We start from the raw sequence: 17,243 nt of genomic DNA on the forward strand, positions 1-17,243 counted from the left end.
TGCTATAATAAGCCAGAATGAAAATTTGAGATGGAGAGATAGCTGTATGATAGAAATGAAAGATATAATGAAAAAGTACTCTAATGGTACGACTGCTATCCGTAACCTTTCGATTTCAATTGATCAAGGGGAGTTTGTCTATGTCGTTGGACCATCCGGCGCCGGAAAATCAACCTTTATCAAATTGATGTATCGAGAAGAAAGAGCAACAAAAGGCGTTTTGAATGTCGCAGGATATGATTTGGTCGGCATGAAAAACCGTGAGATCCCTTTGATGCGCCGGGAAATCGGCGTGGTCTTCCAAGACTACAAACTTTTACCGCGGAAAACGGTCTTTGAAAATGTTGCTTATGCAATGCAAGTTATCGGACGCAAACCCCGTGATATCAAAAAACGGGTGATGGAAGTTTTGGATTTGGTCGGACTGAAACATAAAGTTCGGGTCTTTCCAAGTGAGCTTTCCGGTGGGGAACAACAACGGGTGTCGATCGCTCGTGCCATCGTAAATACACCAAAGGTATTGATTGCGGATGAACCAACCGGAAATCTAGATCCTGAAAACTCATGGGAAATCATGAAATTGCTTGATCGAATCAATGCACAAGGAACAACGGTCGTTATGGCGACCCATAATAGTACGATCGTAAATACGATTCGTCATCGCGTGATCGCGATTGAGAATGGCCGCATTATTCGCGACCAAGCGGAAGGAGAATATGGTTACGATGATTAGAACATTTTTCCGTCATCTCCTGGAGAGTATTAAAAGTTTAAAGCGTAACGGCTGGATGACTATCGCGTCATTGAGTGCCGTGACGATCACATTAACATTAGTCGGTATTTTTCTAGGTGTAATCTTAAATGCAACAAAACTAGCCGAAGATATTCGTGAGAATGTGGACGTGTCGGTTTTCGTTGATATTGGTACAGAACAAGAAGACATGGATGCTTTAGAACAGGCCTTAAATGATCTGCCGAACGTTTCAGAAGTGACATTTTCTAGTCGAGACGAAGAATTGCAGAAGATCCAGGATGCCATGGGGGATTCATGGAACTTGTTCGAAGGCGACAGTAATCCACTGTATAACGTATTTGTTGTAAGTGCAACAGATCCAGAGTATACGACAGAGATCGCAGAACAAGCTGGGGATTTGCCGAATGTCTTTAAAGCCGATTACGGTGGAGATTCTTCTGACCGAATCTTTGAATTGTCTGCGGCTGTGCGGACTTGGGGCTTAGCTGCTGCTGTCTTACTGATTTTTGTGGCAATGTTCCTAATCTCTAATACGATTCGGATCACGATTTTGTCCCGTCAAAGAGAAATTCAAATCATGCGTCTGGTTGGGGCGAAAAACGGCTACATTCGTTGGCCATTCTTCCTTGAAGGAGGCTGGATCGGACTCTTAGGATCAATTGTCCCAATTGCGTTGATGTACTTCGGGTATCATCAAGTTTATGCAATGGTCAATCCATCCTTGCTACGTTCAAATTACAGCTTAATTGCACCAAATATGTTTCTAATACAAGTGTGCGGTGTGATGGCACTGATTGGTATCGTGATTGGTTCGCTTGGTTCCGTCTTATCAATGCGCCGATTTTTAAAATTCTAAACGTATGTTTTATTAAAGTCGATCGTCAGATCGGCTTTTTTTGTTTCATCACAGTGTTTCTTTACTTTAGGTACTATTTTTTGATATGCTTTAGTAGCGGGAAATCGGGGAAGAGGTGGAAAAATGGTTGTAATGGATAATTTGGTAACCATTTTATTTATAGTTAATATTTTGTTATCAATCATTATCATTTTCAGAGAGAGACGTCAGACTGCTCAGACATGGGCCTGGCTTTTGGTCTTGATGTTCATCCCAATCGTTGGTTTTGTGCTTTACTTTTTCTTTGGTAGAGGAATTTCCAAGGAAAAGATTTTCGATATGCGCTCACAAGCAAAGATTGGTCTAAACGTTGAATTAGAAGAACAAAAACAAGCGCTCGCGCGTCATTTGTTTCCGCATCCGCCGACTGCTCAAGTAGAAGTCCAGCAGTTAGTCTATCTGTTGACGGTCTTTGGTCAATCCCTCTATACGACAGCCAATAGCATGACACTTTATACCGATGGGCGGCAGAAATTTGATGCCTTGATCGCGGATATCGAACAGGCAAAAAATCACATTCATATGGAATATTATATTTATCGCAGTGATGCATTGGGAAATGAGGTCAAAGAAGCATTGGTACGAGCCGCAAAGCGAGGCGTAAAAGTAAGAGTCTTGTTAGATGCTTGGGGCAGTACCCAGGTATCATTGAAGTTTTTTGATGAATTGCGTCTGCATGGCGGGCAAATTGCCTTTTTCTTTCCTTTGTTCGTTCCTTATGTCAATCCGCGAATCAATTATCGGAATCATCGTAAAATCGTGGTGATTGATGGTGAGATTGGTTATACAGGCGGTTTTAATGTGGGAGATGAATATCTAGGACAAGTGGAAAAATTTGGTTATTGGCGAGACAATCACTTGCGAATTGCCGGTTCAGCTGTCTATTCGCTGCAAAATCGGTTTTTGATGGATTGGAATTCACAACATGCCTTGGAGATCAAATATGATCCTTCTTTGTTTCCTGAAATCAAACAAGCGGGGACAGTCGCAGCCCAAGTCATCACTAGTGGTCCTGATACGGAACATGAAGAAATTAAAATGACGTATTTGAAAATGATCAATTTAGCCAAGAAAGAAATCCTAATTCAAACGCCGTATTATATTCCGGATGAAGCCATTCATAACGCCTTAAAGTTAGCACTGCTCTCTGGGGTGAAAGTTCATATACAAATTCCGAACAAACCAGATCATCCCTTGGTTTACTGGGCGACCTATTCCTTTGCGGCTGAGCTGCTTCATTTTGGCGCAATCATTGAAACCTATGAGAAAGGGTTTATGCATGCGAAAACGATGATTATAGATAGTGGGCTTGTATCGATTGGCTCAGCAAACATCGATGTTCGATCCTTTCGTCTGGATTTTGAAGTCAATACGATTATCTATGACGCGCAACTTGCGACTCAAACAAAAGAAGCGTTTCTGGCGGATTCGATCGATTCCAAACCATTAACGATCGAAGCATATCAACAAAGAAAATTGACGATCAAGATCAAGGAAGGCCTGGCACGTCTTGTGTCACCGTTACTTTAAAAAAATGCCCTTTTCCAAAAGATGGAAGCCATCATTTTGGAAAAGGGCATTTTTAATAGGATTAACCCATAATACTTGTGTACGCTGCTAAGAAAATCGAGCCGACAGTGAGAATAAGCATGGTCCAGATCACGACTTGCGTGATTTTTGCAAAGGTACTTTTTGGTTTTTTCTCGTTCATTCTAATCCACCTTTTAGAGTTATTCTAGTGACAGTTTACCCTCAATTTCTCAAGAACTCAAGTTGATCCAAGGAGAAATTAAGAAAATTTCAATTTCACCATAAAAAAATTCGTTAGAATGGCAAGATAGGCTTGTTGAAGCTACTCCCTTCTGTTTTAATAGGTAAAGAAATACATTCTTTAAAACTTTCAAAAGTTAGTTGTTGAAATAAGAGCCTCCTTAAAAAATTTCATGGCTGTCTTATTCCGGCTTAAATTTTTAAAAGAACTGAAACATGGATGTAAAGAAAATAAAGTATAGTGACACTAGTTGTTAGAAAGGATTTTGCTGTATGTCTGGATTTAATCCAATCGTTTTGTTTTGGTATATTTTTCCTGTGCTCGTTTATTTTGCTTGTCGTTTTATCGTTTCTGCACTTTCGTTGAATGATCGTTACCATGTGAAGGCACCGGATTTAGCGGTACCATTTTTAATGGTGGGGATTCATCAATTATCAAAATATACTTTTGATCAAGCAATCACATTGTATTATTTGATCTCCATTTTTTTATTAGGCATTCTACTGGCCGTCTTTCAGGCGTACTACTATGAAGAGATCCAATATGGTCGCTATTTTAAGATGTATTGGCGCAGTATTTTTCTATTTACGATCATTTTTCATGTCGTTTTGATCATTCTAAATATCGTAAGTTACTTATAGTGTTTTGCCCCTTGATAAACGTCCATTTTTTTACTTAAAGTTTTTTTAAAGACTTTAAGGAGTCTGATTTCCTCTTTTTGTTCATTTGGTAAAGAAAAGTCAAACAACTTCCCTTTCAAATTTCATATAATTTGTGGTAGAAAGTGGGGGATTGTGGTAGACTGTGAATATCAGGTGGAGATCGGGGGTTATTTATCGATGTTTATGGGTGAATTTCAACATTCGATAGATGCAAAAGGCCGACTAATCGTCCCTTCAAAACTACGAGAAAAACTCGGAGAAAAATTTGTTGTGACACGTGGATTAGATGGCTGTTTATTTGGCTACCCCTTATCTGAATGGGAAAAACTTGAAGAAAAACTAAACGAAATGCCTTTAGCGAAAAAGGATGCTCGGACATTTGTCCGCTTCTTTTATTCTGCTGCAACAGAGTGCGAGATCGATAAACAAGGACGAATCAATATCCCTGTTACATTGAGAAATCATGCAGACCTTACTAAAAGCTGCGTGATCATCGGGGTTTCAAATCGAATCGAGATTTGGGATGAAACGCGTTGGCAAGCATTCTCTGAAGAAGCAGAAGAAAACTTTGATGAAATTGCTGAAACAATGATCGACTTTGGCTTATAGGCTTGATAGGAAGAGGAAAAAACACATGGCAGATTTTCAACACTACACCGTTATGCTACAGGAGACCGTTGATGGATTATCAATTCGTCCAGAAGGCGTCTATGTCGATTGTACATTAGGTGGAGCTGGTCATAGTGAATATTTATTGTCACAACTGTCTGAAGAAGGACATCTCTTTGCTTTTGATCAAGACCAAACCGCCATCGACCATGCAAAAGAACGTTTAGCATCTTATGTTGCTAAAGGGATGGTCACGTTTATTAAAAGTAATTTCCGCTATTTAAAGGAAGCATTGAATCAACACGGCGTAAGCCGAGTCGATGGTATTTTGTATGATTTAGGTGTTTCCTCACCCCAATTAGATGAAGCCGAACGTGGCTTTAGCTACCACCAAGATGCACCGCTGGATATGCGGATGGATCAAACTGCAGCATTGACTGCCTATGAAGTGGTCAATCAATTCGACTACCATCAATTAGTCAAAATCTTCTTCCGTTATGGAGAAGAAAAATTCTCAAAACAAATCGCTCGGGAAATCGAGCGGGTGAGACAAGATCATCCCATCGAAACAACGGGGGAATTGGTCGATATCATCAAAACAGCCATTCCAGCTCCAGCAAGAAGAAAGGGCGGTCACCCAGCAAAACGGGTTTTCCAAGCCATTCGAATTGCAGTCAATGATGAGCTAGGTGTAATTGAAGAATCACTTGAACAAGCCATTCATCTTTTAGCAGTCAACGGACGTGTCAGTGTGATCACGTTCCACTCATTAGAAGATCGCATTGTGAAATCGATGTTCAAGGAATACAGTACACCAAAGGATATGCCACCAGGTCTGCCGATGATACCAGAAGAATTTCAACCAACATTAAAACTTATAACAAGAAAACCACTGCTTCCTACTGAGGAAGAAGTAGCTGAAAATAATCGTTCTCGTAGTGCGAAACTACGAATCGCGGAAAAAATCAAGGAAAGCGAAGGGTAACAACTATGGCAGAACTAAAAGTTCATGACTATGAATTCAGAGAACCTCTTGAATCACAACCTTTGGATCACTCTGAACCGACAACTGAAAAACTGCCTACTGATCCCCAGCGTCCTGAGGTCATCCGTGTACCAGCATCTCCGGCTCGTCGGTTAAAAAGTATTTCTACTCTAGAAAAACTGATTGCTGCCTTTGTGATTATCGCTGTATTGACGTTGGCAATCTTGACCATCAATATTCGGACCAATATCAGCCAAGTTGAGCATGATATTTCCTTGATCCAATCGGATATCACTGAGAAAACAACACAAGCAGAACAGTTGGAACAAGAGAAAAATGAACTTTCTAAAACCGAGCGCATCCAAAAGATTGCTGAGGATAATGGATTGTCGATCGATGATGGCAATTTAAGGAAAGTGGACTAAATGAAGTTAACAGATAAATTCAAGCAATACTTAAAAAAGAACAATCAAACTACAACGAACAATCGCAAAAAAGTAGGTATTATTCTCTTTGCTACGAGTATTGGATTGTTCTTTTTGTTTGTCACGCGTTTGAGCTATATCGTCATTGTCGGGGATGTCGCGGGAACTTCATTAGCAGAAAAGACCAAAAATCTTTATGAAGGCAGCGAAGTGATCAAAGCGAAACGTGGAACAATCTATGACCGTAATGGGATTCCGATCGCCGAAGATGTGACCTCGTATTCCATTTATGCTGTTTTGAATCAGAATTACAAAGATGGCAACAAAAATCTCTTTGCAGAAAAGGCAAACTTCAATAAGTTGGCCAAAATTTTGTCAGATGTATTGTCCATTGATCAAGAAACAGCAGTCAATACGTTAGAGGATGGCCTTGAGCAACAATTGTGGCGGGTCTCTTTTGGGAGCAAGGGAAATAATATTACATTAGAACAAAAAAATGCGATCGAAGATGCAATGGAAAAAGAAGATATTGCCGGCTTCCATTTTGATAGCCATCCAGCTCGCCTTTATCCGAATGGGGTCTTTTCTTCTCACTTTATCGGGTATGCTGTTGCCAATGATGACGATACTGGTCTAGTCGGCAAAACTGGGTTGGAAGCTGCTTACAATGATGTATTATCGGGAACTGATGGTGAGATCGTTTATCAAAAAGATAACAATCAAAACCCGCTGCCCGGAACAGTAGCAGAGACCGTCGCAGCCGTTGACGGGAAAGACGTTTATACCACCATCGATAGTCGAATCCAAAGCTATTTGGAAACGCTGATGGACAGCGTCTTTAAAGAAAACAAACCAGAAAACTTAACAGCGAACTTAATGGATGCCAAAACCGGCGAAATCATAGCGATGGCGCAACGACCAACCTACAATCCAGAAAATTTGGATTCGATCAATGATTGGCAAAATCTGTTAGTTGAAGACAACTATGAGCCAGGATCAACCATGAAGATTTTGACGACAGCAGCTGCCATCGATCAAGGCATCTTCAATGAGAACGAAACCTTTACCCCAAGTCCTGATGGATTAAAACTTTACGATGCAACCATCAATGACTGGGACTTTGGTCAAAAAGGAACACTGACGATGCGCCAAGCTCTTTCATGGTCCAGTAATATCGGAATGGTGACCTTGGAGCAGCGGATGGCTGATCGTTGGCAACAATACTTAAAAGAATTTGGCTTTGGCCGTAGCACCTATTCAGGATTGCCTAACGAAAATACTGGAATCACCCCAGAAGATAATCCTGTCAGCCAAGCGATGACTTCCTTTGGTCAAGCGATTGGTGTGACGAATTTCCAAATGATGCAGGCTTTCACATCGGTCGCAAATAATGGAACGATGCTGAAACCACAATTTATTAGTAAAATCGTTGATGGCAATACTGGAGAAGAAACGGTCACGCAACCAGAAGAGGTCGGCCATCCGATCACAAAAGAGGCTGCAACAGAGGTCCGTGAATATATGCGTGATGTTGTCGAGAGTGAAAATTATGGAAGTGCCTATGGCGTTTATGAATTACCTGGCTACAACATTTCTGCAAAAACAGGCACGGCCCAAGTAGCCGATCCAACAACCGGTAAGTATTTGTCTGGTGGCACCAATTATCTATATTCCGTTGTTTTGATGTTTCCTTCAGAAGAACCAGAATACATTTTGTATTTGACGATTAAATTACCAGAGAAGCACGAAAGCACCGTGTTGGGTGAAATTGCCAATCCATTGATGAAACGGGTCATGGATCTGAAAAACTCTGCATTAGAAGAAAGCACAACATCTGGTAGCGAAACAACTGTGGGGGATTATCGCAATCTCGATACAGAATCGGCTGCAACGGATGTTCAAAAAGCTGGATTGATCCCGGTAGTCATCGGGGATGGTGAAAAAGTCATTGCCCAATCGGTTGACAGTGGGACTTCGATCATGCCTGGCGGACGGGTACTGCTCGTTACCGACAGCGATAAGTACTATATGCCGGATACGACTTCCTGGTCAAAAGCAGACTTAATCAAATTTGGTAGTCTGCTGAATGTAGACGTCAGTTTTGAAGGAAACGGCTATTGTACCAAACAAAGCGTGGAACCATACACCGAATTATCAGGACAATCGATCAAGTTTACACTAAGTGAAAACGAATAAATAGGAGAGAACAATATGGAATGGACAGAGATGATATTACCTTTGGCAAGTGGCTTTGCGATCGTAACAGCCACAATGCCTTTGTTTATCGGCTATTTTCAAATGAAGAAATACGGACAGGAAATACGTGGTGACGGCCCCAAATGGCACAATGTAAAGGCCGGTACACCAACGATGGGTGGGTTTGTATTTTTGATTTCTGCAATGATCACTGCCATCTGGGTAGGAGCATGGCAAAATCAATTGACTGCTTCATTGTTCATTCTTTTGTTCATTACCTTGGTTTATGGTGCATTAGGATTTCTTGATGACTTCATCAAGATTTTCCGCAAACGAAATATGGGGCTGAACTCGTTGCAAAAGCTGATTGGACAGATTTTAGGCGGACTCGTCTTTTACTTTGTTTTCCGATCCGAAGGCAATGCGGATGTACTGAATTTCTTTGGGATAGACGTGTCGCTATCGATTTTTTATGGCTTGTTCGTCATTTTTTGGCTTGTTGGTTTTTCAAATGCAGTCAACTTGACGGACGGTATCGATGGGCTAGTCGCAGGACTGGGCACGATTTCTTTTTCAACTTACGCACTGATTGCTTGGCGACAAGATCAAATCGATGTGTTAATCGTTTGTCTTGCGATCATCGGCGGATTGATCGGCTTCTTTCCCTACAATCGCAAACCGGCAAAAATCTTTATGGGGGATGTCGGCTCACTGGCTTTAGGCGGTCTGCTGGCAGCTATCTCGATTCTTTTACACCAAGAATGGACCCTATTGCTTGTCGGACTGGTCTATGTTTGTGAAACAGCAAGCGTGATGCTGCAAGTTGCCTCATTCAAATTAACAGGCAAACGAATCTTCAAGATGTCACCCATCCATCATCATTTTGAAATGAGCGGATGGTCTGAGTGGAAGATCGACACTGTGTTTTGGTGTATCGCGTTAGGTTGCTCGTTGCTCACAATAGCCCTTGTATGGTAGGAGATGAAGAAAATGAAAAAAATTACAACATATCAAAATAAAAAAGTTCTTGTGCTAGGATTAGCGCGTAGTGGATTCAGTGCGGCCAAATTGTTACATGATTTGGGCGCACTTGTGACCGTTAATGACGGAAAGCCATTTGCTGAAAATCCAGAAGCACAAGATCTTTTGGCTTTAGGGGTCAAAGTGATCACTGGCAGCCACCCGATTGAATTATTGGATGAAGGATTTTCGCTAGTCGTTAAAAATCCAGGGATCCCCTATTCACAACCTCTTGTTCAAAAAGCTTTAGAGAAAAAAATTCCTGTGATCACGGAAGTGGAACTAGCATATCAAATCTCTGAAGCACCGATTATCGGTATTACTGGTACGAATGGAAAAACCACCACAACGACTATGATCGCCAATGTCTTGAATGCTGGAATGGAAAAAGGACAGGCATTGCTTTCTGGAAATATCGGGTTTCCTGCAAGTTCCGTTGCTCAAACAGCTAAGCCTGAAGATCGCTTGGTGATGGAGCTTTCAAGTTTCCAATTGATGGGAATCGATACCTTACGGCCGAAAATCGCTGTCATCACGAATATATATGAAGCCCATATCGATTACCATGGTAGTCGCCCGGAATATGTCTTAGCAAAATGGCGCTTGCAACAACGAATGACCGCTGACGATTATTTAGTGATCAACTGGAACCAACCGGAACTAGAAGCACTGTCGGCCAAATCAAAGGCGAAAATCATTCCTTTTTCCACCAAGGAAAAAGTAGCAGGAGCATATATGCTTGATGGGATGCTCTACTATAAAGAAGAAGCAATTATGGCAGCGGAGGAACTTGGCGTACCAGGGGCACACAATATTGAAAATGCCTTAGCGGCGATCGCTGTTGGAAAACTTTGCAATATGCCAAACGAAGCAATCAAACAAGCGTTGCAAACATTCACTGGGGTACCTCATCGGACCCAGTATGTCACCACCATCAATCAGGTGAAATTTTTCAATGATTCCAAAGCAACCAACATCTTAGCAACAGAAATGGCCTTAGGCGGTTTTGACAATGAGAAATTGGTCTTATTGGCAGGCGGCTTGGACCGTGGCAACAGTTTTGATGAGTTGGTTCCAGCACTAAAAGGACTCAAAGCTATCGTAGTGTTTGGAGAAACAAAAGAAAAATTAGCCGCAGCCGCTCAAGCAGCTGGCGTAAAAACGATTGAAATGACAGACAATGTTGAAACCGCCGTCCCAGTTGCCTTTTCTTTAAGTGCTGCTGGAGATACGATTCTATTGTCACCGGCGAATGCAAGTTGGGATCAATACCCTAATTTTGAAGTTCGCGGCGACAAATTTATGGCGGCAGTAGCAGAACTTAAATAGAAATGAGTGAAGGACATGAAAATACTTGTGACTGGCGGCGGTACTGGCGGCCACATCTATCCAGCGTTGTCTTTTGTCGATTACGTAAAAGAGATTGACCCGACAGCCGAATTTTTATACATTGGTGCAACAAGGGGCTTGGAGAATAAAATCGTCCCTCCAACAGGTATTCCTTTTAAAACGTTAGAGATTCAAGGCTTTAAGCGTAAGCTGTCTTTTGATAACGTAAAAACGATCCAGCTTTTCATGAAAAGCTATTATGCAGCAAAGAAAATCATCAAGGAGTTTCAACCGGATGTGGTGATTGGCACCGGCGGCTATGTTTCTGGCGCCGTGGTCTTTGCTGCAGCGAAGTTGAAAATACCTACCATTATTCATGAACAAAATAGTGTTCCTGGAATCACCAATAAGTTTCTAACCAAGTATGTGGATAAAATCGCCATTGCTTTTCACGATGCTTCTCAATACTTTCCAGCGAAGAAAACGGTGCTTGTGGGCAATCCCAGGGGTCAAGAAGTACGGAATAGTCAAAAGTCGACGATTTTGTCTTCTTACGATTTAAATCCGGCGAAAAAAACGGTTTTGGTTTTTGGTGGGAGTCAAGGAGCTCTGAAAATCAACCAAGCGATCATTGATGCGCTGCCGCTTTTTGCTCAAAAAGAGTATCAGTTACTTTATGCATCTGGCGAAAGGTATTACAAAGAGATCGAAGAAAAAATCGGGATGTCAAAAGATGCTTTCCCTAATATCAGTATTCGTCCCTATATCGATCAAATGGCAGAAGTGATGGCAAATAGTGATTTGTTGATTGGACGAGCAGGCGCCACATCGATTGCCGAATTTACGGCATTAGGGATTCCAGCAATTCTGATTCCTAGCCCTTATGTGACTAATGACCATCAAACAAAGAACGCCCAAAGTTTAGCCAATGCAGGAGCAGTCAAAATGATTGCCGATCATGAACTAAACAGCCAAAACCTCGTGGAAGCAGTAGATAGTATCATGCAAGATGAAGCCCTTCGTAGTAAGATGGCCAAAGCATCAAAAGAACAAGGGATCAGCGATGCCTCGGAACGATTATTTCGACTTGTGCAAGAGGTAATCAAATAGTACAATGTGTGGGATAGAAAGGAGCGATTATCATTAGTAAAGACAAAACACCTCATGATGATCAAACCCCCTCGTCAACGGAAGAGTTGACCCCTTGGCAAAAAGAAAATCTAAAATATTTGCAAGAAAAAGGCAATCAGCCAGCTTGGTCTTCACCCGCTTCTGAAGAAACAGAAGACATGAAAGAAGCGCATGAAGATGAAGAGGAGTTGGCAGAAGAAGCACTTTTTGAAGCAGAACAAGCGATAGAAGAAACCGACGCTGGGAAAGAAGAGCTGCCTGAGCCAGAAAAAAAGGCTCGCTCCTTTGCTGACCGGCTACCTAATCTAAAGGCGTACCGCAATCAAGTATTGATTCGCCGTTTAGCGCTGATTATCGGTTTACTGATGATTCCTTTGCTGATTGTTTTGTATTTTGTTTCGCCGCTTAGTCGTTTGGCTAATGTGGTGGTCAAAGGCAATCAAGAAGTATCCGCAGAAGCGATTCTCAAAAATTCTGACCTAGCCGTCAATGAAGAGATGTGGCCGCAATTTTTTGAACGGAATCAGAGTGTAGCAGCAATCAAAAAAGAATTGCCGCGCATAAAAAATGCTTCTATTTCTTTATCTGGTATTAATCGTTTTGATATCACTGTCACTGAATTCCAGGAAGTGGCTTTATTAGCCAAAGATGGCGGCTATGCACCAGTTTTGGAAAATGGCGCTGTTTTGGATGATATCAGTGAGCAGCCAGAGGAAGGATTGCCGGTTTTAGAAAATTTTTCGGCTGAAGACAAAATCAAGGCGACACTCAGTGCCTATCAAGAATTAAGTTCAGAAATTCGAGATGGCATTTCTCAAATCAAATACACCCCCCGTGACAGCAATGATGAACTGTTAACTCTCTTTATGAATGATGGCAATCAAGTGATTGTCAATATCTCAAATATGGTGAGTCAAATGCAGTATTATCCGCAAATTGCCAAAGATTTGACCGAGGACAGTATTGTGGATATGGAAGTTGGGATCTTTACTTATCCAATTTCAAATACACAAGAAGACGATGCAGACGAAAATCAAACAGCTGATAGTGATTCTTAGGAAAAATTCAAGAGTTTTTTTCATTAACTTGTTTCTAAAAAGCGCCATTATATGGTAGAATTGGTAACAGTGAACAAATTATTCGAATGAACTCTAAAAACGGACTGTGATGGTTCGCTATATATCCAATTTAAGTAGGAGGGAACCCCATCCATGGCAAAAACGGGAATGTATGTTGGCCTTGATATCGGCACGACATCTGTAAAAGTTGTAGTAGCCGAATACGTTGACAGCCAAATGAATATCATTGGTGTAGGAAATGCAAAATCAGAAGGAATCAACCGTGGCATCATTGTAGATATCGATAAAACGGTACAAGCCATTCAAAGAGCAGTAAGACAAGCAGAAGAAAAAGCAGGAATTCAAATTCGCAGTGTAAGTGTTGGTGTACCAGCCAATCTTCTTGAAGTGGAAAATTGTCAAGGGATGATCGCTGTCAACAGTGAATCAAAAGAGATCACCGACGAAGACGTCCGCAATGTTGCTTCCGCAGCACTTGTACGTTCAACCCCTCCTGAAAGACAGATCATTGCTATCTTACCGCAAGAATTTACAGTGGATGGTTTTGAAGGGATCAAAGATCCTCGTGGCATGATCGGTGTTCGCCTAGAGATGTTTGGTGTGGTTTATACAGGTCCAAAAACCATCATTCACAACATTCGTAAATGTGTGGAAAAATCTGGTCTGATCGTTAATGAAGTAGTCATTACGCCATTAGCACTGACAGAATCGATTTTATCTGATGGTGAAAAAGATTTTGGTACGATCGTTATCGACATCGGCGGCGGCCAAACGACGACATCAGCGATGCACGACAAGCAATTGAAATTTACCCATGTGAACCAAGAGGGTGGCGAATTTGTCACAAAAGACATTTCGACAGTTTTAAATACCTCCTTCAACAATGCAGAAGCGTTAAAAATCAATTATGGGGATGCGTATCCTGAACGGACGTCCGCTAGTGAAGAATTTCCAGTGGATGTGATTGGGAAATCAGAACCTGTGAAGATCGATGAACGCTATTTGTCAGAAATCATCGAAGCACGTATGGAACAGATTTTTACCAAATCAAAAGAAGTCTTAGATGAAATTGATGGACTTGATTTGCCAGGTGGCGTGATTTTGACTGGTGGTGCTGCAAGCCTGCCGGGTGTCGTAGATTTGGCTCAAGAAGTATTCGAAACAAACGTTAAGCTTTACGTTCCTAATCATATGGGACTTAGAAATCCTGTATTCACCAATGTAATCAGTATCGTTGACTATTCAGCAAACTTAAGCGAAGTCTATCAGCTTGCCAAAAGTGCGATCACTGGTGAAAAAACAGTCGCGCAACAGCCCGTTGCCATTCAACAACAAGAAGTGCATTACGAACAATATGAAGCTCCAGAAGAAACTTATGAAGAAACAGAAGAAGAGAAAAAAGGTGAGTCGATCACAAACCGAGTAAAAGATTTCTTCTCAAATATCTTTGAATAATCTAAAACGATTCTCAGGAGGAAGATAAACTATGGAATTTTCAATTGATAATAACATCAATGACGGCGCTGTGATCAAAGTCATCGGAGTCGGCGGTGGTGGCGGCAACGCAGTAAATCGTATGATCGAAGAAAATGTCAAAGGCGTAGAATTTATTGCAGCCAACACTGACGTTCAAGCATTAAAAAATTCAAAAGCAGAAACAGTCATTCAATTAGGCCCTAAATATACCCGTGGTCTTGGTGCTGGTTCACAACCAGAAGTTGGTCAAAAAGCAGCAGAAGAAAGTGAAGATTCTATTCGTGAATCATTAGAAGGCGCGGATATGATTTTCATTACCGCTGGTATGGGTGGCGGAACCGGGACCGGTGCTGCACCGATCGTAGCTAAAATTGCCAAAGAAATCGGCGCATTGACAGTCGGCGTCGTTACTCGTCCGTTTACATTTGAAGGACCAAAACGCGGCCGTTTTGCTGCTGAAGGAATCGCTAAATTAAAAGAGAATGTCGATACCTTATTGATCATCTCAAACAACCGTTTGTTAGAAGTTGTTGACAAGAAAACGCCAATGCTTGAAGCATTCCGTGAAGCAGACAATGTCTTGCGTCAAGGGGTTCAAGGGATCTCAGACTTGATCACTGCACCTGGCTATGTCAACTTAGACTTCGCTGATGTGAAAACAGTGATGGAAAATCAAGGCACCGCTTTGATGGGAATCGGCGTTGCTAGCGGCGAAGAACGCGTGATCGAAGCAACGAAAAAAGCAATCTCTTCACCATTGCTAGAAACATCGATCGATGGTGCTGAACAAGTGCTATTGAACATCACTGGCGGATTGGATATGACTTTATTTGAAGCACAAGATGCTTCTGATATCGTCGCTCATGCGGCAACAGGTGATGTAAATATTATTTTAGGTACATCAATCAATGAAGACTTAGGCGATGAAATCCGTGTGACTGTCATTGCAACCGGCATTGACCCTTCTAAAAAAGAACGTGGGTCTCGCTCTAGCAGACAAAGTCAAAGCCAAATTCATTCTATCCCACAAAAACCAACCTTAGATATGGACCAAGCGCGTCCAGCACAAGCAGAAGAAAGCAATGGTTTTGGTGATTGGGATATCCGTAAAGAACAAAATGTACGACCTAAAGTAGAAGAAAACACATTTGAAAATGTAGAAAAGAAAGAATTCGACACCTTCAGCCGTGATGAAGTACGCTCGAATGATGACGACGAATTAAGCACACCACCATTTTTCCGTCGTAAACGCTAGGGGGCAGAGCACATGATTTCTGAGAACTTGCACAAGATCCAGCAAGAGATACAGGACTCCTGTGCTCTTGTTTCTAGAAATGCCAGTGAGGTCTGTTTGACAGCTGTGACAAAATCCGTCGATACAGAAACGACAAGAGAACTTCTAGAAAATGGTGTGCGTGATTGTGCAGAAAATCGAGTAGAAAAGCTACTTGAAAAAAAGGCAGCATTAACTGATTACCCAGATGTCCGTTGGCATTTTATTGGTAATTTACAGCGCAGAAAGGTAAAATCAGTTATAAATGAGATTGATTTTTTTCATGCGTTGGATTCAATCAAACTGGCACAAGAAATTCAAAAACGAGCAGAGCATCCGATCAACTGCTTTGTGGAAGTGAATGTTTCGCAGGAAGCAACGAAACAAGGGATTTTCGTAGAAGAGGTGGAGGCTTTTATTGAAGCACTCGCTTCGTTCGACAAAATTCGTGTTGTTGGATTGATGACGATGGCCCCGCTCACTGCTTCCAAAGACGAGCAACATCAGATTTTCAAAGAATTAAAAAGGATTCAACAACAGATCGCTGACCTGCATCTTACACATGCCCCTTGCTTAGAAACGAGTATGGGAATGAGTAATGACTTTCCCATTGCGATTCAAGAAGGCGCAACATTTATTCGTGTAGGAACAGCATTATTTCAATAAAAAAGGAGGTTGACCGATGTCGCTCAAAGAGAAACTGACCAATTTTTTTGGATTGACTGACGAAGAAGATTATTATGAAGAAACATTTGCCACTGAAGAACCGGCACGCACGGTAGCGAAACCAGCTGTGAACCAAGGAGGAGCTTATACCGCCCCTAGAACAACAGCGAGTACGCGTGCTTCTAGCCAAGCGGCTTCTTATACAACAAGTCAACCACAAAATCAAGCCTATCAATACAGACAGCAGCCTCAAACTGCTACCTATCAACAATCCTCAGCGGCGGCTGAACGAGTAAGATCGGTGCCTAAGACGGAAGAAAAAGTCGTTCCAATGGCGCAACAAAGAACTAATACGAGAGTCAAAGACACAAAAGCAAAAGAAACTTCTCCACAAATGGCTGGAAAAATAACGATCGTAGCACCACGCGTTTATTCAGAAGCTATGGGGATTGCGAAGCAAGTCATCAATGGAGATGCTGTACTTGTTAATTTTCATTTAATTGAAGAGTACCAAGCTCGTCGAATAGTTGATTTTTTAACAGGAACAGTGTACGCTGAAGATGGTGATATCAAGCGTGTTGGCGATGAAATTTTTCTTTGCACGCCTAAGGGTATGGAAATTGAAGGCACTGCCCAAACATTAGCAGATACCAATTTTTTTGATATCTAAAGTGAGGAGGAACGCCAATTTTATTCTTGAGATTCGTTAAATTACTGAGTGATGCTGTTTATCTGTATACCATTTTATTAGTGATCTATGCACTTTTGTCTTGGTTTCCAGGAGGGTATCAGTCCGCTTTTGGCCGTTTCTTAGCAAAAGTGTGTGAACCGTATTTGAGTTTATTTGATCGATTGAAATTAAGTTTTGCTGGTATCGATTTTACGATTGCATTTGCAATTATTGTCTTACAGCTAGCATCACAAGCATTGATATTGATCCTACAATCAATTTTATTTTAACGTAAGGGGTGG

The 17,243-nt window shown here is 41.6% G+C and carries 18 protein-coding genes; 17 read left to right on the forward strand and 1 reads right to left on the reverse strand.

Annotation, left to right across the window (positions count from 1 at the left end; genetic code table 11):
- Positions 1 to 46: 46 nt before the first annotated feature.
- From ftsE to cls, 3 genes are all read left to right on the forward strand, one after another.
- Positions 47 to 733, forward strand: coding sequence for a cell division ATP-binding protein FtsE (gene ftsE, locus IGI92_RS04465; RefSeq protein ID WP_005237293.1), 687 nt, complete (start codon positions 47 to 49; stop codon positions 731 to 733).
- A complete protein-coding gene (gene ftsX, locus IGI92_RS04470) occupies positions 726 to 1,610 on the forward strand; it encodes a permease-like cell division protein FtsX (RefSeq protein ID WP_005237292.1) in 885 nt (294 codons plus the stop codon). The genes ftsE and ftsX overlap by 8 nt, the downstream gene beginning before the upstream one ends.
- Positions 1,611 to 1,733: 123 nt before the next feature.
- Positions 1,734 to 3,179 carry a cardiolipin synthase gene (gene cls / locus IGI92_RS04475; protein WP_005237291.1) on the forward strand — a complete coding sequence of 482 codons (1,446 nt, stop codon included), beginning with the start codon at positions 1,734 to 1,736 and terminating at the stop codon, positions 3,177 to 3,179.
- Between the two features lie 61 nt (positions 3,180 to 3,240).
- Here the strand turns inward: cls and IGI92_RS04480 are convergent, their stop codons facing one another.
- Positions 3,241 to 3,360 (reverse strand): DUF4044 domain-containing protein, encoded by a 120-nt coding sequence (locus IGI92_RS04480; RefSeq protein ID WP_005237290.1) that lies wholly within the window; start codon positions 3,358 to 3,360, stop codon positions 3,241 to 3,243.
- A gap of 332 nt (positions 3,361 to 3,692) precedes the next feature.
- Here IGI92_RS04480 and IGI92_RS04485 point away from each other — a divergent pair, with 332 nt between their 5' ends.
- From IGI92_RS04485 to IGI92_RS04550, 14 genes are all read left to right on the forward strand, one after another.
- Positions 3,693 to 4,061 (forward strand): DUF3397 domain-containing protein, encoded by a 369-nt coding sequence (locus IGI92_RS04485; protein ID WP_218193171.1) that lies wholly within the window; start codon positions 3,693 to 3,695, stop codon positions 4,059 to 4,061.
- A gap of 198 nt (positions 4,062 to 4,259) precedes the next feature.
- Entirely contained in the window at positions 4,260 to 4,691 is a 432-nt protein-coding gene (gene mraZ, locus IGI92_RS04490) for a division/cell wall cluster transcriptional repressor MraZ (RefSeq protein ID WP_005228792.1), read from the forward strand.
- Positions 4,692 to 4,716: 25 nt separating this feature from the next.
- Entirely contained in the window at positions 4,717 to 5,676 is a 960-nt protein-coding gene (gene rsmH / locus IGI92_RS04495) for a 16S rRNA (cytosine(1402)-N(4))-methyltransferase RsmH (RefSeq protein ID WP_142437493.1), read from the forward strand.
- 5 nt (positions 5,677 to 5,681) lie between these two features.
- A complete protein-coding gene (gene ftsL, locus IGI92_RS04500) occupies positions 5,682 to 6,101 on the forward strand; it encodes a cell division protein FtsL (RefSeq protein ID WP_008377334.1) in 420 nt (139 codons plus the stop codon).
- Positions 6,102 to 8,297 (forward strand): penicillin-binding transpeptidase domain-containing protein, encoded by a 2,196-nt coding sequence (locus IGI92_RS04505; RefSeq protein WP_008377336.1) that lies wholly within the window; start codon positions 6,102 to 6,104, stop codon positions 8,295 to 8,297.
- A gap of 15 nt (positions 8,298 to 8,312) precedes the next feature.
- Entirely contained in the window at positions 8,313 to 9,275 is a 963-nt protein-coding gene (gene mraY / locus IGI92_RS04510; RefSeq protein ID WP_005237283.1) for a phospho-N-acetylmuramoyl-pentapeptide-transferase, read from the forward strand.
- A gap of 12 nt (positions 9,276 to 9,287) precedes the next feature.
- Positions 9,288 to 10,646, forward strand: coding sequence for a UDP-N-acetylmuramoyl-L-alanine--D-glutamate ligase (gene murD, locus IGI92_RS04515; RefSeq protein ID WP_042890037.1), 1,359 nt, complete (start codon positions 9,288 to 9,290; stop codon positions 10,644 to 10,646).
- A 15-nt stretch (positions 10,647 to 10,661) separates the two neighbouring features.
- Positions 10,662 to 11,756, forward strand: coding sequence for an undecaprenyldiphospho-muramoylpentapeptide beta-N-acetylglucosaminyltransferase (murG, locus tag IGI92_RS04520; protein WP_005237281.1), 1,095 nt, complete (start codon positions 10,662 to 10,664; stop codon positions 11,754 to 11,756).
- Between the two features lie 86 nt (positions 11,757 to 11,842).
- Positions 11,843 to 12,835, forward strand: coding sequence for a cell division protein FtsQ/DivIB (locus IGI92_RS04525; protein ID WP_005237280.1), 993 nt, complete (start codon positions 11,843 to 11,845; stop codon positions 12,833 to 12,835).
- Positions 12,836 to 12,988: 153 nt separating this feature from the next.
- Entirely contained in the window at positions 12,989 to 14,311 is a 1,323-nt protein-coding gene (gene ftsA / locus IGI92_RS04530; protein WP_005237279.1) for a cell division protein FtsA, read from the forward strand.
- A gap of 31 nt (positions 14,312 to 14,342) precedes the next feature.
- Positions 14,343 to 15,587 carry a cell division protein FtsZ gene (gene ftsZ, locus IGI92_RS04535; protein WP_005237278.1) on the forward strand — a complete coding sequence of 415 codons (1,245 nt, stop codon included), beginning with the start codon at positions 14,343 to 14,345 and terminating at the stop codon, positions 15,585 to 15,587.
- 12 nt (positions 15,588 to 15,599) lie between these two features.
- Entirely contained in the window at positions 15,600 to 16,271 is a 672-nt protein-coding gene (locus tag IGI92_RS04540; protein WP_430608185.1) for a YggS family pyridoxal phosphate-dependent enzyme, read from the forward strand.
- Between the two features lie 16 nt (positions 16,272 to 16,287).
- Entirely contained in the window at positions 16,288 to 16,941 is a 654-nt protein-coding gene (locus IGI92_RS04545) for a cell division protein SepF (protein WP_430608187.1), read from the forward strand.
- Positions 16,942 to 16,967: 26 nt separating this feature from the next.
- On the forward strand, positions 16,968 to 17,231 hold the full coding sequence (locus tag IGI92_RS04550) for a YggT family protein (RefSeq protein WP_005228822.1): 264 nt from the start codon (positions 16,968 to 16,970) through the stop codon (positions 17,229 to 17,231).
- The last annotated feature ends 12 nt before the right edge of the window (positions 17,232 to 17,243 follow it).

Origin of the sequence: Enterococcus sp. DIV2379 (genome assembly GCF_050542965.1) — a bacterium.
GTDB classification, from domain to species: Bacteria; Bacillota; Bacilli; order Lactobacillales; family Enterococcaceae; genus Enterococcus_D; species Enterococcus_D entomosocium.